This window comes from Methylobacterium terricola, assembly GCF_006151805.1.
Lineage (GTDB): Bacteria > Pseudomonadota > Alphaproteobacteria > Rhizobiales > Beijerinckiaceae > Methylobacterium > Methylobacterium terricola.
Genome location: NZ_VDDA01000013.1, coordinates 162,665 through 184,435, shown reverse-complemented (window position 1 = coordinate 184,435; position 21,771 = coordinate 162,665). Strand labels below are relative to the sequence as shown.

Here is a 21,771-nt window from a genome sequence, read left to right as displayed (position 1 = left end):
ATAGCGGTCGAGGACGAGCCCGCCATCGGCCTCGCTCGACGGGTGGCGCCAGCCGGCGACGTGGTGGCCGGTGGCGTAGAAGAAGGCGCCGAGGCGCATCGTGGCTGTCGTCATCGCTCGCTCGAATGCCGGGACCCGTGCCGCCTCCTCGGGCGCAGCGGTCCACCTGGAAGCTTTTCGGTCCTCTCGGGTTCGCCTCGTCAGGCCTGTCCTATCTGACTTGCCCCCAGCGCCGGACCGTCACCCGCTCCAGGCTCGCGAACACCACCGTCTCGACCACGAGGCCGATGGCGATGACGAGGAGCAGGCCGGCAAAGACCCGGTCGGTGTAGAGCTCGTTGCGGTTCTGGAAGATGTACCAGCCGAGGCCGCCGCGGCCCGACGAGGCGCCGAAGACCAGTTCCGCCGCGATGAGCGTGCGCCAGGCGAAGGCCCAGCCGATCTTGAGCCCCGACAGGATCGCCGGCAGCGCCGCCGGGACCAGGATCTGGCCGACGTAAGCCAGCCCTTCGAGCCCATAGTTGCGCCCGGTCATGCGCAGCGAATCCGGCACGGCCTGGAAGCCCGCATAGGTGTTGAGCGCCAGCGGCCACAGCACCGCGTGAACGAGGACGAAGATCAGGCTGCCCTGGCCGAGCCCGAACCACAGCAGCGCCAGCGGCAGGAGCGCGATCGCCGGCAGCGGGTTGAACATCGCGGTCAGCGTCGAGAGCAGGTCGCGGCCGAACTGGGTCGAGACCGCCAGCGAGGTCAGCCCGAAAGCGAGGAGGACGCCCAGCACGTAGCCCTGCGCCAGCACGGTCAGCGAGATCCGCGTCCGCTCCAGGATCTCGCCGGTGGCGAGCCCGTCGAACAGGGCCGACAGGGTGGCACCGAAGCTCGGCAGCAGCAGGTCGTTGTCCTGCCAGCGCGCCAGCCCCTCCCAGAGCAGGGCGAGCGCGACCAGGATCAGGCCGCGGCGCAACCAGCCCTGCTGCCACAGGCGGGTCGGCAGCGGCAGGCGGCGCTCGACCGGGGCCTCGACGAAGGGGGACAGGACCCGGTCGTATTCCGGACGGATCGGCGGCGAGAGAACCTGATTCATCGGGCCGTCGCCTCGGGAACGGGCTCGAACAGCCGGTCGTGCAGGCGCTGCACCGCGGCCTGGAAGCTGCGGCTGCCGAGGCTCGACAGGTCGTATTCGTGGCAATTGTACTCGCCGCGCACGCGGCCGGGATGGGGCGAGAGCAGGGCGACCCGGTTGCCGATCACCAGGGCCTCCTCGATCGAGTGGGTGACGAACAGGAGCGTCATCCGGGCCTCGTTCCAGAGGGTCAGCAGCTCCTCCTGCATCTTGCGCCGGGTGAGCGCGTCGAGGGCGGCGAAGGGCTCGTCCATCAGGAGCACCTTCGGCTGCATGGCGAGCGCCCGGGCGATGGCGACGCGCTGCTTCATCCCGCCGGAGAGCTGGTGCGGGTAGCTGGCAGCGAAGGCCGTGAGCCCGACCTTGTCGATCGTGGCGCGCGCCCGCTCCAGCGCCTCGGCGTGCCCAAGCCCGCGGGCGGTGCGCAAGGGAAAGGCAACGTTCTCGACCACGGTCTTCCAGGGCGGCAGCTGGTCGAATTCCTGAAACACCACGATGCGGTCGGGACCCGGCTTGCGCACCGGCACGCCGCCGAGCGTGATCTCGCCCTCGACCGGGGCGATGAAGCCGGCCACCGCCTTCAAGAGAGTGGACTTGCCGCAGCCCGACGGCCCGAGCAGCACGAAGCGGTCGGCCTCGTAGACGTCGAGGTCGATCCGGTGCGCCGCCCGCACCACGCGGCCCGGCGTACGATATTCCAGCGACACGCCGGCGATGCGCAGGAGCGGGTCGGGCAAGGGGGGCGGCGTCTCGCGCGGCACAGCGGGCAGTTGCGACGCCGCCACGGGCGCATCGCGTTCCATCACCAGCGTCATCGGATTCGCCCTCAACCGCCCGCCGCGACGCGCGGATTGACGAAGAAGTAGTCGCTCAAGGACTTGGGCTCGTTCTTGATCGCGCCGACGCGGTGCATGAACTGGCCGAGGCCAAGCGTGTTTTGCGGCTCGATTTTGAAGCTCACCTCGGGGCTCTTAATCACCTTGAGCAGCAGGGCGCGGTCGATGCGGCTGCCATTGGCCTTGAGGTAGATGTCGGCCGCCCGCTCCGGATCCGCGGTGATGAAGCGCGCGGCCTCGTCGAGCGCATCGACGAAGGCCTGGTAGGTCTTCGGGCTGTCCTTGTAGAATTTCTCCGTCGCGTAGAGCACGGTCGAGGAGGCCGGCCCGCCCTGGACGTCGTAGGAACTCAGGATGACGTGGGCCTTCGGGTTCTCGGCCAGCTCCTGCTCCTGGAAGGGCGGGTTGCCGAAATGCGCGGTGATCTCGGTGCCGCCCTTGATGATCGCGGCCGCGGCCTCGGGGTGGGGCACCGCCACGCTGTTGCGGTCGAGGCGGGCGAAGTCCTTGTCGCCCCACAGCCTGGCCGAGGCCATCTGCAGGATGCGCGCCTGGACCGAGACGCCGACCGCCGGCAGGGCGATGCGGTCCCTGTCGGTCAGGTCGGCGATCGTCTTCACCTCGGGGCGGTTGCTGACGAGGTAGTACGGGAAGTTGCCGAGGGAGGCGACGCCGCGGACGTTCTGGCGGCCGCGGGTGCGGTCCCAGAGCGTGAAGAGCGGGCCGACGCCGGCGCTGCCGATATCGACGCTGCCCGACAGCAGCGCGTCGTTGACCGCCGAGCCGCCGGAGAGCTGCAGGTACTCGACCTTGATGTCGAGGCCGGCCTGCTTGCCGTGCTTCTCGATCAGCTTCTGGTCCTCGGCGACGTTGAGAAGCAGGTAGACGACGCCGAACTGCTTGGCGATGCGCAGCTGGCCCTCGGCCGCGGCAGCCGGGCCGGCCGGCAGCGCCGCCAGCAGGGCCAGGCCTCCGAGCAGGGCGGCGGCGTGCCGGAGCAGGAGCCGGGCGCGTTGCTTGATCATCACCATGGTCTCATCGCTGTCGGGGGCCTGGATACGCTCGATCCAGCGCTGAATATCTGTCGTTCTCCGCCTGGATCGTCAACCAGAACATTATTTCGATTACGCGTCCAAGCGGAAATCGAATTGCTTTTGCAGATCACGTTCCAAGGATATTATTTTTATTCGCCATGGTGCCCGCCAGCGCCCCGGTTCGACGATCGGTCACGCGGATTCGGCCCGGCGTCGCGGCACCGGCAGGCATTCGACCTCCGCGGCGACGAGGGCGGCGACCTCGGCGGCCTGGCTGCGGATGTCCGGCACCGCGACGCATTCCCACAGCGTGCCGCGCAGGAGCGGGCCCAGCGTCCACAGCCGGTCCGGCTGCCCGGCGCTCAGGCGGTCATCGTCGCTCGCCGCGAGGCCGAGCCCGAAGCCGTCGGGCCGTGCGAGGCCCCGCACGACGAGGCGGCGCAGCAGCGGGTCTCCGGTCTCGTCGATGCGACTGATCCCGGTGGCGTCGACGATGCCCTGCACCGGCAGGGTCTCGTCCGTGGTGCCGCCCCCGGGGCCGGATCGTCACCACGGCCTCGCCGGGGCCGTCCGCGATGGCGAGGATGCGCCCCGCCGGCACGGCGAGGCGGCCGGCGGGCCGGCGCGGTGGCGATGCACGTCCCAGGACGGCCGCAGGAAGCAGGATCGCTCGGGTCCCGGAAGGTCGGGGCGTGGACGTTCGGCACCAGGCCGCGGCGCGACAGGGCGACGATCCGGCCGGAAAAAACTCCGGCTGCGCAGGGACGCGACCGCATCGATCATGGTGAGGCCGGTGCCGACGACGAGGACCGGTCGATCCGGGTGCAGCCGGCCGAACTCCTCCGGCCGCCATGGATCGAGCCGGTGGCGGCTCGGCGGCGCGCCCGGACCGGTGAGGTCGCCCATGGCGAGCACCGCGCCGGCCACCGGTCGGGAGACCCCGCCCTCGGTGCGCAAGGCGTATCCGACCGCGACCGGGTTTACGCCGGCGCGCGATCGCCATGGCGTTCCAGGACCCGATGGCGACGCTCGATCCGGTGCTGCCGGTCGGGCGCCAGATGGACCTCGTGCTCGCGGCGCATGGCCGGGTGCGGGCGCCCGAGCGGCAGGCGCGCTGCAGCGACCCGATGACCCGATGACCCGCCTCCACGTCCGGGCTTGGGACGACGAGCGGAGGCGTGCCCGGCCGGTCGCCGGCCGTCGAGCCGGGCGATGCTCGCGGTCGGCCGCGGATGCGTGTCAAACCTGCGCGCCCAGCTCCGCCGACAGGCGCTCGGCAGCCTCGCGCAGCCTCGGGGCGAGGATCCCGGCCTGCTCGGTGGTGAGACGCGAGGACGGGCCGGACAGCGCCAGCGCCCCGATCAGCCTGCGCCCGGCGCCGAAGACCGGCATCGCCAGGGAGGCGACGTGCGGATCGGTGACGCCCGAGGTGTGGAGCGGCAGCTCCGGCGCCCCCTGCGGGTCCGCGCGGTCACCGAAGACCGCGAGCACCTGCGCGATCGCCGACTGGTCCATCGGCCTCATGTCGCCCGGCCGCACGTTCATGCGCAGCGGATAGGGCGAGTCGGCCCGGAACAGGCACAAGCGCTGGTTTCCCCGGCGGATGTAGAATGACGCCGTCTCCATGGACTCGGCGGCGAGGCGCTCCAGCACCGGAACCACCCGCTCCTCCAGCGCGAAGGATTGCTGGTAGACCGAGCCGATGCGTGCAGCCTCGACGCCGAGGCGATAGCGCCCATCGTCCAGGCGCTCGATGAGGCCGAACTTCTCGAGCGAGATGCACAGCCGCATGATGGTGCTCTTCACGAGCTCCGTGCGCCGGGCGAGCTCGGTGAGCTCGAGCGCGTCGTCGCCGCGCTGGAACGCGGTCAGGATCGTCAGCACCCGCTCGGCCGAGGCGACGCCTTCGAGCTTGGGTCTCGGTCGGGCCTCTTTCGGCATCCCTCTCACGCTCGCTTGCGACTCCGCCGGGGCGGTCGCCCCCCTTAGAGCACGGCCCGATCGCGTGGCAATCGGACAGCGCCCGGGGCCTTCGAGGGGGCCGCATTGTCTTCGGCGCGCGGGAACCCGCCTCGTCGGGGGATGCTCCCGCGGCGCCACGCCGCCGGAAGGGCGCTTGCCCTCCGCGGCATTCGCGCAGGGTCCCGCGCGCTTGACCCGTCCTGGGGACCGGGATATCTGAAATGAAACACCGTTGCAAAAATTTCGGGAGCAGACATCATGACCCGGGCAGGGCCGCCGCAGCCGGCATTCACCGCGATCGACGAGCGAGCGCTGCATCGCAAGTTGATGTGGCGCATCCTGCCGTTCCTGTTCGTCTGCTACGTGATCAGCTACCTCGATCGCGTCAATGTCGGCTTCGCCGCGCTCACGATGAACAAGGACATCGGCCTCTCGGCGACCGCTTTCGGTGTCGGTGCCGGCTTGTTCTTCTTCGGCTACTTCATTGCCGAGATCCCCAGCAACCTGATCATGATGCGCGTGGGGGCGCGGATCTGGATCGCCCGGATCATGATCACCTGGGGCCTGGTCTCGGCGGCGACCGCCTTCGTCACCGGCCCGGTGCAGTTCGGCATCGCGCGCTTCCTGCTCGGGCTCGGCGAGGCCGGGTTCGTGCCCGGCGTGTTCCTGTACCTGAGCCTGTGGTTTCCGTCGGCGGTGCGGGCGCGGGCGACCGCCCTGTTTTTGCTCGGCATCCCGGTTGCCAACATCGTCGGCTCCCCGATCTCCGGCGCCCTGATCCAGCTCGAAGGGTTCGGCCTCAAGGGCTGGCAGTGGCTCCTGATCCTCGAGGCCCTGCCGGCGATGGCCCTCGGCATCGCCTGCCTGTTCGTCCTGACAGACCGGCCCGAGAAGGCGGCCTGGCTGTCGCCTGCCGAGCGCGACGCCCTCGTCGCCAAGCTCGAGGCCGAGACGGCGGCGATCGAGCGCAAGCACAAGATGACGCTGGCGCAGGCTTTGCGGAACTGGCGCGTGCTGATGCTCGCCTGCGTCAACTTCTGCGCCATTGTCGGGTCCCTCGGCATCGGCTTGTGGCTGCCGCAGATCATCAAGCAGCTCGGCCTCGCCACCTCGCTCGTCGGTGTCGTGACGGCGATCCCCTACATCTGCGGCGCGGTCGCCATGGTGGTGTGGGGCCGGATGTCGGATCGCGGCAGCGACCGGACGATCTACCCGACGATCTCGCTCCTCGTCGGTGCCGCGGCCCTGGTCGCGAGTGCCTTCACCCCGACGCCGGTCCTCACCATCGCGGCGCTCTGCGTCGCCGTCATGGGCATCAATTCCTTCGTCGCCACCTTCTGGGCGGTGCCGTCGGGCTTCCTCACCGGGCGCGCGGCCGCCGGTGGGATCGCGATGATCGTCTCGATCGGCAATCTCGGGGGCTTTGCCGGGCCGTACATGATCGGCCTGGTGCGCGACCTCTCGGGCGGGTTCACCGCGCCGCTCCTGGCGGTCGGCGCCTGCCTGCTGGTCGGGGCGGTCCTGATGCTCGCCTTCGGCCGGCGGGTTCGCCGCACCGACCTTCCGGTCGCGGTCGCGGCCTGATCCCGGGACCCGGCCGCCATGACCCCGCGCCTCGCGCCCGCGGCCAGCACGGCGCTCAGCGTTTTGCCCTGAAGCCTGCCCCCTCTCCCGCACGGGCGAGGGGGAGAGGGGCCCGACATCCAGGACGACAGCGAAGAACAAGAGGGAGGTCGCCATGACGGCTGCTTACAATCCGTCGCGACGCGACATGCTGAGGGCCGCGGGCGCCGTTGCCGTCACCGCCCTGCCGGTCGGCCCGGCCCTCGCGCAGGGCGCCGTGCCGTTCTCCGCCGGCACCGAGCCGCCGAAAACCGAGGTGCCGGCCCAGGCCTGCGACTCGCACATCCATATCTTCTCGACGCGCTTTCCCGCCTCGCCGCACTGGAAGGGCCAGCCGGTCGTCGACAGCGACGTCGCAGCCTATCGCCTGTTCCAGGCCCGGATCGGAACCAGCCGCACGGTCGTCGTGACCCCGTCGACCTACGGCATCGACAACCGCGCCACCCTCGATGGCGTGGCGCAGCTCGGCGCCTCGGCCCGCGCCGTCGTGGTGGTCGACCTCGACGTGACGGAGGCCGCGCTGAAGGACATGGCCGCCCGGGGCGCGGTCGGCATCCGGGTCAATTTCGTGACGCCGCAATCCTGGGGCGCCACGACGGCGGAGCGGCTGGAGACGATGGCCCGCAAGGTCCAGCCCCTCGGCTGGCACGTCCAGGTCTACATGACCGGCGACCAGATCGCCGACCATGCCGAGGTGCTAGCGCGCCTGCCGACCCCGCTCGTCATCGACCACCTCGCCCGCCTGCTGCCCGGTCAGGGGCTGAACCACCGCGCCGTCCCGGTCGTGCGCAAGCTGCTCGATGGCGGGCGGACCTGGATGAAGCTGTCGGGCGCCTACCTCAACACCAGGAGCGGCCCGCCGGCCTACGCGGACGCGACCGAGGTCGCCACGCTCTTCGCCCGGGCGGCGCCGGAGCGCATGGTCTGGGGCAGCGACTGGCCGCATCGCGGCGAGACGCACATGCCGGACGATGCCGGCCTGTTCGACCTCCTGGCCGAGTGGGCCCCGAACGAGGCCGCGCGCCGGCGCATCCTCGTCGACAACCCGGCGACGCTCTACGGCTTCGGCCAGCCCTGAACGGCGGGCGCGGCCCCGAGAGCCTGGTCCGACGACGCGGATGCCGGCCCGTCACGGGCAAGGCGGCACGCCCGGGGATCGCGAGCGGCGCCCGCCTGCCGCGTCACGGGACGCAACGCGGGGGGATGCGTGTGCCGGCGGGCGGGCGCTCCCGCGGCGGCCGCTCGCCGTCCCGGATCTCCGTCCGCTTCGCGTCGGCCGTCCGGGACAGGGAATGGCCGACGACGAACCCTGCGTCCGCGTGCGCCGATCTGCCGGCCTCGTGTGCCGTGTTGCAACGTGCTCGGGCGATGCTCTAGGGCTTCTCGCCGGCAGGACCGAGCGCCTGGACGCAGCGGCGGGTGACGGATGGCGGGGACGGGCAAGGCGCCATGGCGGGTCGGTGTGCTGTTCTCGCGCAGCGGGGTCAGCGGCATCACCGAGACCGAGCATTTCCTCGGCACCGCCCTGGCGATCGAGGAGATCAACACGGCCGGCGGCGTGCTCGGGCGCCCGATCGAGCCGGTCTGCTACGATCCGGCCGGCGACATGGACGCCTATCGCGGCCTCGCCCGGCGCATGCTCGCCGAGGACGGCGTCGAGGTGGTGTTCGGCTGCTCGCTCTCGGCCAGCCGCAAGGCCGTGCTCTCCACCATGGAGCGCCATAACGGCCTGCTCTGGTATCCCTCGATCTACGAGGGCTTCGAGTATTCCGAGAACGTCATCTATACCGGCGCCACGCTCAACCAGAACGTCTTCGCTCTCGCGGATTTCCTGTTGCAGGAATACGGACCGCGGATCTTCATGGTCGGCTCGGACTACATCTATCCGCGCGAGTCGAACCGGGTCATGCGCGACCTGATCGAGACCAAGGGCGGCACGATCCTGGGCGAGGCCTACGCCCCCCTCGATGCCGACGAGGAGGCCCATGGGCGGATGGTCGCCGAGATCCGCCGTGCCGCGCCGGACGCCGTGTTCTCGACCGTGGTCGGCCGCGGTGCCGAGCGGCTTTACCGCGCCTACGCGGCGGCCGGGATCGACCGTGCCCGCTGCCCGATCGCGAGCCTCACCCTGGCGGAGGGGCAGATCCGGGCGATCGGCCCCGAATCCTGCACCGGACACGTGCTGGCCTCGTCCTATTTCGGCAGCCTCGACGGCGACGAGAACCGCCGCTTCGTCGCCGCGTTCCGGGCCCGGTTCGGGTCGGAGCGGCCGACCAGCATGTGGTCGGAGACGGCCTACGCGCAGGTCCACCTCTTCGCCCGGGCGCTCGCCGAGGCCGGCACGCTCGATGCCGAGCGCCTAAGCGCGGCGGCCCTGCGCCAGCTCTACCTGGCGCCGGAGGGCGAGATCGCCTTCGACGGCGAGACCCGGCACGTCTGGCTCACGCCGGCGATCGGCGTCGCCCGGGCCGACGGGCAGTTCGACGTGGCCTGGCGCGCCCGCCGGCCGGTGCGGCCCGACCCGTACCTCGCCTGGTCGCGCTTCGAGTTGAACGCCCTCGAGGAAGGGCTCGCCGCATGAGCGCGCCGGCCCGCAAGATCCTCGATGAGTTGCGGCGCGCCCGGGTGCTGGTCGTCCATCCGAAGGACGAGGAGGGCGCCTCCCTGGTCGACCAGCTCCGCCGCCTCGGCTGCGAGGTCTCGCAGCTCTGGCCGCCCCCGGCGGCGCTGCCGCCGGAGATCGACACGCTGTTCGTCCTGCTCGACGACGCCGATGTCCGCCCCCTGCTGCCCGCCCTCGAGGAGGCCGGGCCGACGGTCGTCGCCATCGTGGGCTACGAGAGCCCGACCTCGCTGAAGGCGATCGTCGACGTCAACGCCCACGGCGTCCTGGCCAAGCCCCTGCGGCCGCGCGGCGTGCTGACCCAGTTCGCGCTGGCCCGCTACCGGCGCGGCTACGAGGGCCGGCTGACGAGCAAGATCACCCGGCTCGAGGAGACCATGAAGGGGCGCCGCAGCGTCGAGAAGGCGGTGCGACTGCTCATCGACCTCAACCGGATCGACGAGGACGCCGCCTACCGGCTGCTGCGCGACCGTGCCACCGCCACCCGGGTGCCGATGGCGAGCGTCGCCGAGAGCGTGGTGGCGGCGCATGAGGCGATGAGCGGGCTCGGCCTGCGCATCGCGTTGGCGGAGAAGACCTGATCCGGGCACAGCCTGCCCGCTTTCTGGCCTTGCAGACGCCTCGTCCTCGCGTATCGTAAGGAGACGGGCAAGGTTGCCCAGCAGCTTCTATGCTGCATCACATCCCGGCTTCGAAGCCTCTGGTCTGCGGATAGATTTCCGCGTCCAGGGGTTTTTTGCGTTTTGGAGCGATCATGGTCCAAGCGAACGATCCCGCTCGCCGATCTCTCAGGGTCTCGTGCATCCAGTTCGAGCCGGAATTCGGCGCGGTCGCGGCCAATCTCGCCCGCGCCTCCGACCTCGTCCGCGCCGCCGCCCGCGAGGGCAGCCGGCTCGTCGTGCTGCCGGAGCTCGCCAGCACCGGCTACGTGTTCGAGACGCCCGACGAGGCGGCGGCGCTCGCCGAGCCGGTGCCGGACGGCCCCACGACCCGGGCCTGGACCGCGCTCGCCGCGGAGCTCGGCATCCACATCGTGGCGGGGATCGCCGAGCGGGCAGGGGACGCGCTCTACAACTCCGCCCTGATCACCGGGCCCGACGGCTTCGTCGGCACCTACCGCAAGGCGCATCTCTGGCACCGGGAGAACCTGTTCTTCCGCAAGGGCGATCTCGGCTTCCCGGTCTTCGCGACCGCGCTGGGGAAGATCGGCATCGCGATCTGCTACGACGGCTGGTTTCCCGAGACCTTCCGGCAGCTCGCCCTCGCCGGCGCCGAGATCGTCTGCATCCCGACCAACTGGGTGCCGATGCCGAACCAGCCCGCGGGCGAGGCGGCGATGGCCAACACCCTGCACCGCGCCGCCGCGCATTCGAACGGGATCTTCATCGCCTGTGCCGACCGGGTCGGGGTCGAGCGCGGCCAGCCTTTCGAGGGCCAGAGCCTGATCATCGGCCCGAAGGGCTGGACGCTGGCCGGCCCGGCGAGCCGGGAGGCGCCCGAGACCGTCTCGGCGGTGATCGACCTCGCCGAGGCCGGCCACAAGGATCTCAACGAGTTCAACTCCGTCCTCGGCGACCGCCGCACCGACCTCTACGCCTGACGGCGCCGGACGAGACCTGTTCCTCCCATCCTCTTTCCGAAGGAGCCCGCACCCATGTCGACACGTCCCCTCGTCGGCGCGCTCGCCGCGCTCGTCCTCACCGCCTCGCCGGTCCTGGCGGCGGAGAAGCCCATCGTCATCGGCGTCCCGGTCGGCCTGTCGGGGGCCAACAGCGTGGTCGCGCCCTCCGTCGTGCAGGCGGCGGAACTCGCGGTCGAGGAGATCAACGCCGGCGGCGGCGTGCTCGGCCGCAAGCTCGCCCTCGAGGTCGCGGACGACGCGTCGGGCGCGGCCGGCGCCCAGAAGGCGTTCGATGCGCTGATCTACCAGAAGAAGGTCGACGTCATCATCGCGATGGAGACGAGCGCGGCCCGCAATGCCGGCCTGCCCGCCGTCACCAAGGGCCGCGTGCCCTACATCTATACCTCGTTCTACGAGGGCCACTCCTGCAACAAGAACCTATTCGTCAACGGCTGGGTGCCCGAGCAGCAGGTGCCGCCGGTGATCGACGCCTTCGCCAAGGACAAGAACGCCAAGACCTATTTCCTCATCGGCAGCGACTACGCCTTCGGCCGCGGCATGCTGGCCTTCACGCGGGCCTATATCGAGAAGACCGGGGCCAAGGTGGTCGGCGAGGAATACCTGCCGATGGACGGCAGCGACTGGACCGCGATCATCTCCAAGCTGAAGGAGGCGAAGCCCGACGCGCTCGTCACCTCCACGGCCGGCGGCGCCCCGAACGTCACGCTGACCAAGCAGCTGCGCGGCGCCGGCGTGACCCTGCCCTACGCCAACCTCGCGGTCGACGAGGGCACGGCGAAGAGCATGGGGAAGGACGCGGACGGCATCTACCTCTCGGCCTCCTACGTCACCGGCATCGACAGCCCGCAGAACAAGGCGTTCCTGGCCGCGATGGAGAAGAAGTTCGGCGCAGGCTTGCGCACCCCCAACGACCTCTCGGTGCCGGAATACGAGGCGATCTACCTCTACAAGGCCGCGGTCGAGAAGGCCGGCAGCACCGAGACCGCCAAGGTGCTGGCGGCCCTGCCGACCGTGACCGCCACCGGGCCGCGCGGCACGATCGGCATGAGCAAGCAGCATCACGCGCCGCTGACGATGTATCTCGGCCAGGTCCAGGGCGACGGCTCGGTCAAGGTGGTCGGGACCTTCAAGGACGTCGATCCGGGCGAGCAATGCCCCAAGCTGGATTGATCCGGCACATCCGCCGACATCTCTCCCCGTCATCGCGGGGCTCGCCGTAGGCGGGAACCCGGGATCCCCATCCGCTGACGACGCAGGATCAGGCGGGACGCGTACAGCGTCATGCTCAGGCGCTGGCGGTCATGGATCCCGGGTTCCGCTCCGCGGCCCCGGGATGATGCGGCGGGTGCGGAATCCGCTCGGCCCATTCCGGCCGATACCGGCGACGTGACCCATGTCCGGCCGATCGCCGGACATCCTCAACCCGGATGGCACGATGCTCCTCCTCCTCGACATCCTGACGACCGCCGCGATCCTGTTCGTGGTGGCGATCGGGCTCCTCGCGGTCTTCGGCGTCCTGAAGATCATCAACTTCGCGCACGGGGCTTGGCTCACGATCGGCGCCTATTGCGCCGTCGTGACGGGAAAGCTCGGGCTGAACCCCTGGGCCGCGCTGCCGATCGCCTTCGTGGTCGGCGCGGCCCTCGGGGGCCTCGCCGAATATGTCATCATCCGCCCGCTCTACCGCCGGCCCCTCGACGCGATCCTGGCGACCTGGGGTCTCGGCATCGTCGTCGGCCAGCTCATCACCCTCGCCTTCGGGCGCGACGTCCAGCTCACCCCCAACCTCCTGTCCGGCACCGTCGAGATCCTCGGCACCGGCTATTCCGCCTACCGCCTTGTCGCGCTCGTCGCCGCACTCGTCATCGGTGCCGTCTTCGCGCTGGTGATCGAGCGCACGCGCCTGGGACTCTCGGCCCGCGCGGTCATCATGAACGAGACCCTGGCGCGCAGCCTCGGGCTCGATACCGCCCGGGTGCGCCTCGTGGTCTTCATGATCGGCGCCGGCCTCGCGGCGCTCGCCGGGGTGCTGCTCACGCCGCTGACCAGCGTCGATCCCACCATGGGCGTCGGCTGGCTGATCGGCGCCTTCATGCTGGTGATGGTCGCCGACACGTCGTTCCTGGCCCTCGCGGCGGCCTGCCTCGTCTTCGGCGCGGCGCAGGTGCTGGTGAGCACCTTCGTCAGCCCGGTTCTCGGCAGCATCGCGGTCGCCGTGCTGGCCGCCCTCGTGCTGCGCATCAGCCCGAAAGGATTCTCGCGTGCCTGAGACCGTTCCGGCCGCCGGCCTCGCCGCCGCGCGGGCCAGCGGGCGTCCCCGCCTCGCACGGGCGGCCCCGCTCGCCGTCGCCCTCCTCGCCGCCATGGCGCTCTGGGTCGCGCCGCTCGTCCTCGACACCTTCGCGGTCAACGTGCTGACCCGCTCGATGATCTACGCGGTGCTCGCCGTCACGGTCGACCTGCTCTGGGGCTTTGCCGGCATCCTGACCTTCGGGCAGGCCGCCTTCTTCGGCATCGGCGCCTACGCCACCGCGATGCTGCTCTCCGCCCAGGGCGGGGCGCCGCACTGGATGGCGGCGGCGGCGGCGCTCGCCGTCGTCGCGCCGCTCCTCCTCGGCCTCGCGGTCGGATGGCTGTCCTTCTACCACCGCTCGACGCCGCTCTACGCCTCGGTGATCTCCCTCGTCGTGCCGATCGTGGTGACGCAAGGCATCTATTCCGGCGGCGAGCGGACCGGCTCCAGCAGCGGCCTCGTCGGCTTCGACGTGCTGCCGCTCGAGATCGAGGGCTTCTTCCGCCTGGCCGCCATCCTCCTCGTCGTCGTGACGCTTGCGGCCTGGATCCTCGTGCGCTCCGATGCCGGGCGCCTGCTCGTGGCGCTGCGGGACAACGAGGCGCGCTGCGCCTATCTCGGCCTCAATCCCCGGCGCCTGCAGATCGGCCTCACCGCGGTGCTGGCCGGCGTGGCGGGCCTCGCCGGCTTCGTCTTCGCCAACGCCTCGGGCGTGGTGGCGCCGGAGAATGCCGGCTTCCTCTTCGGCACCGAGCTGGTGATCTGGGTCGCGCTCGGCGGCCGCGGCACGCTGGTCGGGCCGGTCCTCGGCACGATCGCGATCGACTACCTCGCGGCGAACCTCTCGGGCGACCTGCCCTTCCTCTGGCAGCTCCTCCTCGGCACCGCCTTCGTCGCCATCATCATCCTGCTGCCGGGCGGCCTCGCCGAGCTGGCGCGCCGCGCCGTGTCGGTCCTGCCGCTCGGGCGGCGTGCGGCGGCTCCGCGACTCGCCGCCCGTCCCGCGCGGGCGGCCCCACGCAATGAGGCGCCGCTTCTCAGCGTCGAAGGTCTCGCCAAGTCCTACGGCAGCCTCACCGTGCTGGAGAGCATCGACCTCACCGTCCGGGCGGGCGAGCTGGTCAGCCTCGTCGGTCCGAACGGCGCCGGCAAGACCACGCTGATGCGCTGCCTGAGCGACGGCACCGAGCCGTTCCGGGGCAGCGTGGCGGTGGCCGGGACCGCGACCGCCGGCCTGACGCCGAATCGCATCGTGGCGCTGGGCGTCGGGCGCAAGTTCCAGGTCGCCAGCGTGTTCGAGAGCCTGTCGGTGGCGGAATGCCTGCGGCTCGCCCGCGCCGCCCACGAGGCCCCGAGCCCCCTGCGCCGGGCCGACATCCTCGGGTTGCCGCAGCCGGTGCTCGACATCCTGCGGATGACCGGTCTCGACGCCCTCATGGCCGAGCCCGCCCGCCTGCTCTCGCACGGCCAGAAGCAGGCGCTCGAACTCGCCATGGTGATGGCGCTGGAGCCGCGGATCATCCTCCTCGACGAGCCGACGGCCGGCCTGACCAAGGCCGAGCGCACCACGATCGGCACCGTGCTCAAGGGCCTGGCCGCCGATCTCGGCATCGCGGTGGTGCTGGTCGAGCACGATCTCGACTTCGTGCGCGAGATCTCCTCGCGCATCGTCGTGCTGCACCAGGGCCGGCTGGTGCTCGACGGGACGGTGGAGGAGGTCGTCGGCTCCGCGCTGGTGCGGACCATCTACGCGGGAGGCGCGCATGCCTGAGACGACGCAGCGGGACGGGACGGGCGGCCTCGTCCTCGACGGGGTATCGAGCGGCTACGGCGCCGTCGCGATCGTGAAGGGCGTGTCGCTCCGGGTCGGGCCGGGCGAGATCGTCGCGCTCCTCGGCAAGAACGGCATGGGCAAGACGACGCTGCTCAAGACCATCCTGGGGCTGGTCGCCCTGCGGGCGGGCTCGATCGCGATCGACGGGCGCTCCGTCGCGGGCCTGTCGCCGGCCAGGCTCGTGGCGCTCGGAATCGGCTACGCCCCCCAGGAGCAGCCCCTGTTCCAGGATCTGTCGATCCGCGACAACCTGCGCCTGGCGCTGGCCTCGGACCGGCTCCTGCCGGAGGCGCTCGACCGGGTGTTCGGCCATTTCCCGTTCCTGAAGGACCGGCTGGCCCAGCGCGCCGGCACGCTGTCGGGCGGCGAGCAGAAGATGCTGATCCTCGCCCGCGCCCTGATGCTGCGGCCGCGCCTGCTCCTCATCGACGAGATCTCCGAGGGCCTGCAGCCCTCGGTCGTCGACCGCATCGCCGCCGCCCTGACCGCCGAGCGGGCGGCGAGCGGCACCGCCATGCTGATCGTCGAGCAGAATCTCGGCTTCGCCCTCAAGGTCGCCGACCGCTGGGCCGCGCTCAAGCTCGGCGAGATTGACGACGAGGGGGGCATCGACGGCACTGCGCGAGAGCGGATCCTGGGCCATCTCAGCGTCTGAGGCGCGTCACTCCAGGAACGCGAAGCCCATCGTACGGGCGTGGTAGTGCAGGCCGCCATCCTGCACGATCAGGAAGCGGGCCCGGTCGCCGCCGTCGTTGTGGTGCGAGTGCGGCGCGCCGGGCGGCGTCACCAGGGTCGCCCACGGGGTCCAGTCGCAGCGGGAGCCGTCGACCCTGGAGAAGCAGCGCTCGCCCGCGACCGCCAGGGTCACCGCCGCCGAGTTGTGGCGGTGAGCCCGCTGGTCCGTGCCGGGCGGCAGGGTGTTGAGCGAGAGGGTCAGGGTCGGCAGGATGTTGCGGCTCGCCTCGAGACCGTCCGAGGAGAAGATCAGGGCGAGGCCCGAGGTCGTCGCGTTGGTGCCGGACGCCGTGATCACCGCGAGCTGGCGGTCGATCTCGGCCGCCGGGTAATGCACCGGAGCGACCGGGATGGCGGGTGGGCACGAGGCGTCGTGGGCGAGCTGCGGCGCGTTGCTGACGCTCCACAGCACCGCCCGGCTCTCCGCCACATGCGCGACCGCGCCGCCGGGCAGGAGCATCACGTCGCCGGCCCCCCAGCGCAGGGTCTCGGTGCCGGCCCGCGTCTCGCCCGTGCCGGCGATGACGAACCAGACCGAGCCGGTCGCCACGAGGTCGCAGGCGAGGCGCTCGCCCGCCGCGATGGTGGCGTAGCGCGCCAGCATCAACGGGGTGGTGGCCGGGAAGGGGCAGGCCATCGCCTCCGCCTGGTCGCAGGCCACGAAGCCCGTCGGCGCGTCCGGGGCGAGCGCCCGGGCGGCCTCCTCGGTGAAGACACGGGCTGGCACCGGCGGCAGCTTGATGTTGAAGGCGTTGCCGGAATTGAAGAAGCGCGCCCGCGCCTCGGCCGGGCTGCCGGGGTTGTGCGGGTGCTGCACCGGCAGGTCCGCCATGTCGATCGGGGCCGTGTCGGTCATCGGGCGTCTCCTCACGCGAGGGGCAGTGTGTCGGCGAAGGCGAGCTCGCCGAGCACGCGGGCGAGAACGCCCGCGCCGGCGGCGAGGTCGTCGGGTTCGGCCCATTCGGCCGGGGCGTGGCTGATCCCAGCCCGGCAGGGGACGAAGATCATCGCGCTCGGGCATAAGGAGGCGAGGTGACGGGCATCGTGGCCGGCGGCCGAGAGGAGCGGCATCGCCGGGATCCCGAGATCCGCCGCCGCCCGCCCGATCCGGTCCCGGAGCACGGGGTCGAAGCCGTTCGAGGGGGCGGCGACGAGGGGCGTCACCGCGACCGTGCAGGGGCCCGCCTCGGCCCGGCACAGGGTTTCGATCCGGGCGCCCGCCGCGTCCAGCACCGCGTTGTCCGGGTGGCGCAGGTCGATGCTGAACCGCACCTCCCGGGCGATCACCGAGGGGGCGTTCGGCACGACCGTGACCCGCCCGATGGTGAACTTGATCGCCGGGTCGAGGCCGCCGATCGCGGCGTGGAGCGCGACGGCGCAGCGCGCGAAGGCCGCCACCGCGTCGTGGCGCTCCGCCATCGCGAGGGTGCCGGCATGGCCCTCCGCGCCGGCGAGGCACACCGAATAGGTCCTCTTGCCCTGGATGCCGGTGACGATTCCGACCGGGCAGCCCGCCGCCTCCAGCACCGGTCCCTGCTCGATATGCAGTTCCAGATAGGCCGCGACCGGCGTAGCCAGGGGCCGGCGCGGCAGGTCGGGGAACCCGGCGAGGAAGCCGTCGAGGGCCTCGCCCACGCCGATCCCGTCCGCGTCCCGGACGGCCCGGATCGCCGCGAGGGCGCGCACGCCGCAGAACGCCTCCGAGCCCATCATGCCGGGGGCGAAGCGGCTGCCCTCCTCGTTCATCCAGGCGACGACGATGCAATCGCGCTCCGGCACCCGCCCGCCCGCGGCGAGGTCCGTCACGGCGTCGAGGGCGGCGAGCACCCCCGCCGCCCCGTCGAAGCGCCCGCCGGTCGGCTGGGTGTCGAGGTGGCTGCCGACCAGGACCGGCGGAGCCGCCCGGTCGCGGCCGGGCAGGACCAGGAAGAGGTTGCCGGCCTCGTCGGTTTCGGGCGCCAGCCTGGCCTCGCGGCCCCAGCCGATCACCTGGCGCCAGGCCTCGGCCTCGCCCGCGGTGAGCGCCTGCCGGTCGACGCCGCCGCCCGGAATGGCACCGATCTCGGACAGCTGCATCAGCCGGCGCCAGAGCCGGTCGGAGACGGATCCGGCCATCGTCACGTCGTCCGCATGATCTGTCCCGGCAGCGCCCGCGGATCGCGGGGCAGCCAGCGCCCGGCCTCGACCTGGGCGATGAACTCGGCGACGAGCGCGTTGAAGGCGGCGGGCTCCTCCAGGTTCAGGGTGTGGCCGGTCTTCGGGAATACCGAGAGCCCGCAGGCGGGGATCGTCTTCTTGAGGAAGATCCCGGGCTGGAGGCAATGGTCGTCCTCGTCGCCGACCACGACCAGGGTCGGCACCGCCATGCGCCTCAGCTCGTCCTCGAGATCGTAGAAGGACGGCCGGCGGGCCTGGACGCCGCGCATCGTCATCGCGGCGCCCTTGTCCGAATGGGTGGCGAGCCGGTCGGCGAAGACCTGCCAGCCGCGCGGGTCCTTGTTCTGGAACTGCACCCGGCTGGCACCGAGCGCGTAGATCTTGGAGAATTCCTGCGCGCCCTTGCGCTCGAAATTGTCGGCCACTTCGAGGGAGACGCCGCGAAAATAGTCCTCGAACTCCTTCTCGCAGCCGTAGCCGGCCCCCGCCACCGTCAGCGACAGGGCGCGCTCGGGGTATTGCAGGCCGACATGGACGGTGCAGAACCCGCCCATCGACAGGCCGACGACGTGCGCCCTGTCGATGCCGAGCCCGTCCAGCACCGCGACCGCGTCGGCGGCGGCGATTCCTTGCGAGTAGGCGTCGAGGCTCTCCGGCACGTCGGACGGCGGATAACCGCGCGCCGCGTAGGTGATGCAGCGGTGGCGCCGGCTGAAATACTGCAGCTGCGGCTCCCAACTCGCGTGGTTGCCGCCGAATTCATGGATGAACAGGATCGGGGTGCCGGTCCCCGCCTCCTCGACGTGGAGCGCCACGCCGTCCGTCGTCGTGATCGTCATGGGTATTTGTCCTGGTCCATCAAGTTATGTCCCGGATGACGGGGATCTGTCCGGGGACAGTTCGGGCGTAAGAAAAACGTGGGCCTTCTCCTCTCCCCGCGGGGAGGGGACGATCCCGGGCCGTTTATTGTCTCCGGACAGTTCTGCGAACGACAGAACGAACACCCACTCAGAATTGCGGCGGCAGGTCGTTCAGCGTGCGGGCTTCCTCGGCGAGGCCCGGTAGCAGGTCGCAGAACCGCTCCACCCACGGCGTCGGCACCGAGGTCGAGACCTTGACGAAGCGATCGCCGAAGCGGGCGGTGTGGTAGGTGCCCTGGCGGATCATGATCCCGCGGCGGCGGTAGCACTCGACCAGGGCCTCCGGCCGGATGCCGGCGCCGACCGTCTCCAGCACCAGGAAGTTGCCGTGCGAGGGCAAGACCGGCAGCGCCAGCCCCGCGACCCGGCCCGCGGCCTCGGCGATCATCGCCTTGTTGGCCCGGTCGATCCGCCGGACCTCCGCCATCCAGGCCGGCTTGACCGACAGCCCGGCCTCGGCGGCGCGCTGCGCGATCACGCTCGCCCCGAGCACGCTGGTGGTGCGCGCGGCCATCTCCTCGAACAGGGCCGGCGCGGCGACGAGCGCCCCGATGCGCAGCCCTGCGAGGCCGAGCCACTTCGAGAAGCTCAGCGAGACGATCGTGTTCTCGGGGTCGGCGAGGAGCGCCGGGTGGTGACCCTCGGCGAAGTCGCGATAGGTGCAGTCGTGGACGAGGAGCGCCCCGCATTCCCGCGCGATGGCGGCAAACGCCTCGATCTCGGCCCTGGTGTAGCGGATGCCGAGCGGGTTGTTGGGATCGACGAGGTAGATGATCGCCGTGCGCTCATCGACATGGGCGCGCAGGGCCTCCGGGGTCAGCCGATACTGGCAGGCGGGATCGTAGATCGGGATCTCGATCACCGTGGCGCCGGCTTGTTCGGCGAACAGGCACGGCCATTTCCAGGTCGGGTCGGTGGTGACGAAGGTGGTGCCGGGCCGGCAGCGGGCGCGGCAGACCATCGCCAGCGCATTGACGCCGCCCTCGGTCACCAGCGCCTCGGCGCCGGGCGTGCCGAGATCGGCGGTGATCGCGGCGCGTAACGATTCGAAGCCGAGCGGCGGCGCGTAGGCGTTGAAGGCGTTCTCCTCCACCGCCCGGATCATCGCCGCGCGCACCGCCGGATGCGCCTCGATGTGGTTGGTGTTCTGGCCGAGCCAGATCAGGTCCGGCGTCGCCGAGAGGTCGTCGAAGTAGCGGTTGCGGGTGAGGGCAGGGGAGGCCATCTCAGATCACCGATCCGCGGGAGGCGATGCCGCCGTCGATGGTGACGACCGTCCCGGTGATGTAGCCGGCCCGCGGCGAGGCCAGGAAGGCGCAGAGATCGGCGACCTCTTCCGAGGTGGCGGGGCGCTTGCCCGGGTACTTGTCGAACAGCTCCTGCCAGCGCGCCTCGTCGCCGAGCATGTCGATCGCCTTGCGCTTCATGATCTTGAGCATGCGGTCGGTGGCGACCGGGCCGGGATTGACCGCGACCACCCGCACCCCGTGGTCGAGGCTGCGGCCGCCGAGCGCCTTGGTGAAGGACATCAGCGCGGCGTTGCCGGTCGAGCCCGCGATGTAGCTCGCATCCCAGTTCTCGCCCGAATTGCCGATGACGTTGACGATCACGCCGCCGCGGCCCTTCAGGCGCCGATAGTAGAGGCGCGACAGGGTGATGTAGCCGAAGACCTTGAGGTCGAAGCCGCGGCGCCAGTCGGCCTCCTCCAGGATCTCGATCGAGCCGGCCGGGATGTCGCCGGCATTGTTGACCAGGATGTCGATCTCGCCGGCCTGCGCGGCGAGTTGCTCCATCGCGGCGGTGCTCGACAAGTCGAGGGCGTGGACGGTGACGCGCACGCCGTACTCGGCCTCCAGTGCGCGCTTGGCCTCCTCCATCGCCGCGCCGTTGCGGGCGGCGAGATGCAGGTGGCAGCCCTCGGCCGCGAAGGTGCGGGCGACGGCGAGGCCGATGCCCTTCGAGGCGCCGGTGATCAGGGCGGTCTTGTCGGTGAGGTCGAGCTGCACGGGGCACTCCTGACGGGCAACAGGTATGCAACGTGCAGCAATTTGCATACCAAGCCGGGCCTCACTCGAACGCCGCCAGGAAGTCGAGCAGGTTGTCGCCAAGCAGCGCGACGTGGTCGCGCATCGCCCGGTGCGCGCCCTCCGGGTCGTGGGCGAGGATCGCCCGCAGGATCGCCTCGTGCTCGCGGATCGTGTCGCTCATCCGGTTCGGCATCCGGGTGACGCGGCGGCGATAGGCGGCGACCTGGTTGCGCAGGCGCCTTGTCTGGTCGGCCAGGAAGCCGTTGCGGGCGGCCTCGTAGATCGCCTCGTGGAAGTCCTGGTTCACGTCGTAGAAGGCGTCGGCGTCGCCGCCATCGACGAGGTCGACGAGGCGCTGGTGGATCGGCTCGATCGTCGCCCGCCAGGTCGGCGGGACGCGCCGTGCGGCGAGCCGGGCGCACAGGCCTTCGAGTTCCGCCATCACCTGGAACATCTCGATCAGGGCGTGCGGGCCGATGGTGCGCACCACCGCACCCTGGCGCCCGCGCAGCTCGACGAGGTTGCTGGCGGCGAGCAGCCGGAACGCCTCGCGGACGGGGGTGCGCGACACGCCGTAGCGCAGCGCGATCTCCTGCTCGTCGAGGCGGCTGCCGGGTTCGAGGTGGCCGGCGGCGATCGCGGCTTCGAGCCGCTGGCGCAGGCCCTCCGCGAGGGTCAGGCCGGGGGCAGGGGAGACCGACGGGCGCCCCTCGTCGATCCGGATGACGCCGTTTTGTGCGCTTGCTGCCGTCTTATGCATCCATGTTACTCATTTCTGTATACATCAGCCCCAAGACCTCGTGCATTCCTGCCCCGCCGGCGGTTCTGCGTCGCACCCGCGACGGCCGAGGCAAGCGCGATGCCGCGTGATCCGGCCCGCTCGCCGCCTTCTGGCACATCCGTTGCAGTGCTCCGTCCATCGCGGCCGGCGCTCAGGCATGCCAGAGGCGGCCCTCGTTATA

21 protein-coding genes are annotated in these 21,771 nt (G+C 71.1%); 10 read left to right on the top strand and 11 right to left on the bottom strand.

Annotated features, from left to right (window positions below):
• Positions 1 to 211: 211 nt before the first annotated feature.
• The 4 genes from FF100_RS24000 to FF100_RS23985 all read right to left on the bottom strand — a co-directional run bounded on the left by FF100_RS24000 (position 212) and on the right by FF100_RS23985 (position 3,497).
• A complete protein-coding gene (locus tag FF100_RS24000; RefSeq protein WP_139038286.1) occupies positions 212 to 1,084 on the bottom strand; it encodes an ABC transporter permease in 873 nt (290 codons plus the stop codon).
• Positions 1,081 to 1,938 carry an ABC transporter ATP-binding protein gene (locus tag FF100_RS23995; protein WP_139038285.1) on the bottom strand — a complete coding sequence of 286 codons (858 nt, stop codon included), beginning with the start codon at positions 1,936 to 1,938 and terminating at the stop codon, positions 1,081 to 1,083. Before FF100_RS23995 ends, FF100_RS24000 begins: the two co-directional genes overlap by 4 nt.
• A gap of 11 nt (positions 1,939 to 1,949) precedes the next feature.
• Entirely contained in the window at positions 1,950 to 2,984 is a 1,035-nt protein-coding gene (locus tag FF100_RS23990) for an ABC transporter substrate-binding protein (RefSeq protein WP_139038284.1), read from the bottom strand.
• 201 nt (positions 2,985 to 3,185) lie between these two features.
• A complete protein-coding gene (locus FF100_RS23985; protein WP_139038283.1) occupies positions 3,186 to 3,497 on the bottom strand; it encodes a hypothetical protein in 312 nt (103 codons plus the stop codon).
• 497 nt (positions 3,498 to 3,994) lie between these two features.
• On the opposite strand from FF100_RS23985, the gene FF100_RS37255 reads away from it, so the two are divergent.
• Positions 3,995 to 4,132 (top strand): hypothetical protein, encoded by a 138-nt coding sequence (locus tag FF100_RS37255; RefSeq protein WP_171070307.1) that lies wholly within the window; start codon positions 3,995 to 3,997, stop codon positions 4,130 to 4,132.
• A gap of 100 nt (positions 4,133 to 4,232) precedes the next feature.
• On the opposite strand, the gene FF100_RS23980 is transcribed toward FF100_RS37255, so the two are convergent.
• On the bottom strand, positions 4,233 to 4,934 hold the full coding sequence (locus tag FF100_RS23980; RefSeq protein WP_139038282.1) for an IclR family transcriptional regulator: 702 nt from the start codon (positions 4,932 to 4,934) through the stop codon (positions 4,233 to 4,235).
• A 279-nt stretch (positions 4,935 to 5,213) separates the two neighbouring features.
• Between FF100_RS23980 and FF100_RS23975 the strand changes: the two genes are divergently transcribed.
• The 9 genes from FF100_RS23975 to FF100_RS23935 all read left to right on the top strand — a co-directional run bounded on the left by FF100_RS23975 (position 5,214) and on the right by FF100_RS23935 (position 15,625).
• Positions 5,214 to 6,539 (top strand): MFS transporter, encoded by a 1,326-nt coding sequence (locus tag FF100_RS23975; RefSeq protein ID WP_139038281.1) that lies wholly within the window; start codon positions 5,214 to 5,216, stop codon positions 6,537 to 6,539.
• A gap of 154 nt (positions 6,540 to 6,693) precedes the next feature.
• Positions 6,694 to 7,656, top strand: coding sequence for an amidohydrolase family protein (locus tag FF100_RS23970; RefSeq protein WP_139038280.1), 963 nt, complete (start codon positions 6,694 to 6,696; stop codon positions 7,654 to 7,656).
• 348 nt (positions 7,657 to 8,004) lie between these two features.
• Positions 8,005 to 9,159 (top strand): transporter substrate-binding domain-containing protein, encoded by a 1,155-nt coding sequence (locus FF100_RS23965; protein ID WP_139038279.1) that lies wholly within the window; start codon positions 8,005 to 8,007, stop codon positions 9,157 to 9,159.
• Positions 9,156 to 9,782, top strand: coding sequence for an ANTAR domain-containing response regulator (locus FF100_RS23960; protein WP_139038278.1), 627 nt, complete (start codon positions 9,156 to 9,158; stop codon positions 9,780 to 9,782). The genes FF100_RS23965 and FF100_RS23960 overlap by 4 nt, the downstream gene beginning before the upstream one ends.
• A gap of 173 nt (positions 9,783 to 9,955) precedes the next feature.
• The gene (locus FF100_RS23955; protein WP_139038277.1) at positions 9,956 to 10,801 is read left to right on the top strand and encodes a nitrilase family protein; all 846 of its coding nucleotides are present in this window, start codon (positions 9,956 to 9,958) and stop codon (positions 10,799 to 10,801) included.
• Positions 10,802 to 10,855: 54 nt separating this feature from the next.
• Positions 10,856 to 12,013, top strand: a complete 1,158-nt coding sequence (locus FF100_RS23950; protein ID WP_139038276.1) for a substrate-binding protein — start codon at positions 10,856 to 10,858, stop codon at positions 12,011 to 12,013.
• Positions 12,014 to 12,278: 265 nt separating this feature from the next.
• The gene (locus FF100_RS23945; protein ID WP_139038296.1) at positions 12,279 to 13,112 is read left to right on the top strand and encodes a branched-chain amino acid ABC transporter permease; all 834 of its coding nucleotides are present in this window, start codon (positions 12,279 to 12,281) and stop codon (positions 13,110 to 13,112) included.
• Complete coding sequence (locus FF100_RS23940) at positions 13,105 to 14,907, top strand: branched-chain amino acid ABC transporter ATP-binding protein/permease (RefSeq protein WP_139038275.1); 1,803 nt, start codon at positions 13,105 to 13,107, stop codon at positions 14,905 to 14,907. Before FF100_RS23945 ends, FF100_RS23940 begins: the two co-directional genes overlap by 8 nt.
• Positions 14,900 to 15,625: an ABC transporter ATP-binding protein gene (locus FF100_RS23935; RefSeq protein ID WP_139038274.1), complete on the top strand. Its 726-nt coding sequence runs from the start codon at positions 14,900 to 14,902 to the stop codon at positions 15,623 to 15,625. Before FF100_RS23940 ends, FF100_RS23935 begins: the two co-directional genes overlap by 8 nt.
• A gap of 6 nt (positions 15,626 to 15,631) precedes the next feature.
• Here FF100_RS23935 and FF100_RS23930 read toward each other — a convergent pair whose 3' ends face one another.
• The 6 genes from FF100_RS23930 to FF100_RS23905 form a co-directional block, all read right to left on the bottom strand.
• Entirely contained in the window at positions 15,632 to 16,561 is a 930-nt protein-coding gene (locus FF100_RS23930) for a cupin domain-containing protein (protein WP_171070306.1), read from the bottom strand.
• An 11-nt stretch (positions 16,562 to 16,572) separates the two neighbouring features.
• The gene (locus FF100_RS23925) at positions 16,573 to 17,820 is read right to left on the bottom strand and encodes a M20 family metallo-hydrolase (RefSeq protein WP_139038272.1); all 1,248 of its coding nucleotides are present in this window, start codon (positions 17,818 to 17,820) and stop codon (positions 16,573 to 16,575) included.
• A gap of 2 nt (positions 17,821 to 17,822) precedes the next feature.
• Complete coding sequence (locus FF100_RS23920; RefSeq protein WP_139038271.1) at positions 17,823 to 18,701, bottom strand: alpha/beta fold hydrolase; 879 nt, start codon at positions 18,699 to 18,701, stop codon at positions 17,823 to 17,825.
• Positions 18,702 to 18,870: 169 nt separating this feature from the next.
• Entirely contained in the window at positions 18,871 to 20,007 is a 1,137-nt protein-coding gene (locus FF100_RS23915; RefSeq protein ID WP_139038270.1) for a pyridoxal phosphate-dependent aminotransferase, read from the bottom strand.
• Between the two features lies 1 nt (position 20,008).
• Positions 20,009 to 20,788 carry an SDR family oxidoreductase gene (locus FF100_RS23910; protein ID WP_139038269.1) on the bottom strand — a complete coding sequence of 260 codons (780 nt, stop codon included), beginning with the start codon at positions 20,786 to 20,788 and terminating at the stop codon, positions 20,009 to 20,011.
• A 61-nt stretch (positions 20,789 to 20,849) separates the two neighbouring features.
• The gene (locus FF100_RS23905; RefSeq protein WP_139038268.1) at positions 20,850 to 21,569 is read right to left on the bottom strand and encodes a GntR family transcriptional regulator; all 720 of its coding nucleotides are present in this window, start codon (positions 21,567 to 21,569) and stop codon (positions 20,850 to 20,852) included.
• Positions 21,570 to 21,771 lie beyond the last annotated feature (202 nt).

Coding starts and splice junctions, on each gene's coding strand:
- FF100_RS23935 (WP_139038274.1), top strand. CDS start 14,900: ATGCCTGAGACGACGCAGCGGGACGGGACGGGCGGCCTCGTCCTCGAC.
- FF100_RS23995 (WP_139038285.1), bottom strand. CDS start 1,938: ATGACGCTGGTGATGGAACGCGATGCGCCCGTGGCGGCGTCGCAACTG.
- FF100_RS37255 (WP_171070307.1), top strand. CDS start 3,995: ATGGCGTTCCAGGACCCGATGGCGACGCTCGATCCGGTGCTGCCGGTC.
- FF100_RS23975 (WP_139038281.1), top strand. CDS start 5,214: ATGACCCGGGCAGGGCCGCCGCAGCCGGCATTCACCGCGATCGACGAG.
- FF100_RS23915 (WP_139038270.1), bottom strand. CDS start 20,007: ATGGCCTCCCCTGCCCTCACCCGCAACCGCTACTTCGACGACCTCTCG.
- FF100_RS23990 (WP_139038284.1), bottom strand. CDS start 2,984: ATGATCAAGCAACGCGCCCGGCTCCTGCTCCGGCACGCCGCCGCCCTG.
- FF100_RS23965 (WP_139038279.1), top strand. CDS start 8,005: ATGGCGGGGACGGGCAAGGCGCCATGGCGGGTCGGTGTGCTGTTCTCG.
- FF100_RS23930 (WP_171070306.1), bottom strand. CDS start 16,561: ATGACCGACACGGCCCCGATCGACATGGCGGACCTGCCGGTGCAGCAC.
- FF100_RS23945 (WP_139038296.1), top strand. CDS start 12,279: ATGCTCCTCCTCCTCGACATCCTGACGACCGCCGCGATCCTGTTCGTG.
- FF100_RS24000 (WP_139038286.1), bottom strand. CDS start 1,084: ATGAATCAGGTTCTCTCGCCGCCGATCCGTCCGGAATACGACCGGGTC.
- FF100_RS23905 (WP_139038268.1), bottom strand. CDS start 21,569: ATGCATAAGACGGCAGCAAGCGCACAAAACGGCGTCATCCGGATCGAC.
- FF100_RS23980 (WP_139038282.1), bottom strand. CDS start 4,934: ATGCCGAAAGAGGCCCGACCGAGACCCAAGCTCGAAGGCGTCGCCTCG.
- FF100_RS23925 (WP_139038272.1), bottom strand. CDS start 17,820: ATGGCCGGATCCGTCTCCGACCGGCTCTGGCGCCGGCTGATGCAGCTG.
- FF100_RS23960 (WP_139038278.1), top strand. CDS start 9,156: ATGAGCGCGCCGGCCCGCAAGATCCTCGATGAGTTGCGGCGCGCCCGG.
- FF100_RS23950 (WP_139038276.1), top strand. CDS start 10,856: ATGTCGACACGTCCCCTCGTCGGCGCGCTCGCCGCGCTCGTCCTCACC.
- FF100_RS23970 (WP_139038280.1), top strand. CDS start 6,694: ATGACGGCTGCTTACAATCCGTCGCGACGCGACATGCTGAGGGCCGCG.
- FF100_RS23920 (WP_139038271.1), bottom strand. CDS start 18,701: ATGACGATCACGACGACGGACGGCGTGGCGCTCCACGTCGAGGAGGCG.
- FF100_RS23955 (WP_139038277.1), top strand. CDS start 9,956: ATGGTCCAAGCGAACGATCCCGCTCGCCGATCTCTCAGGGTCTCGTGC.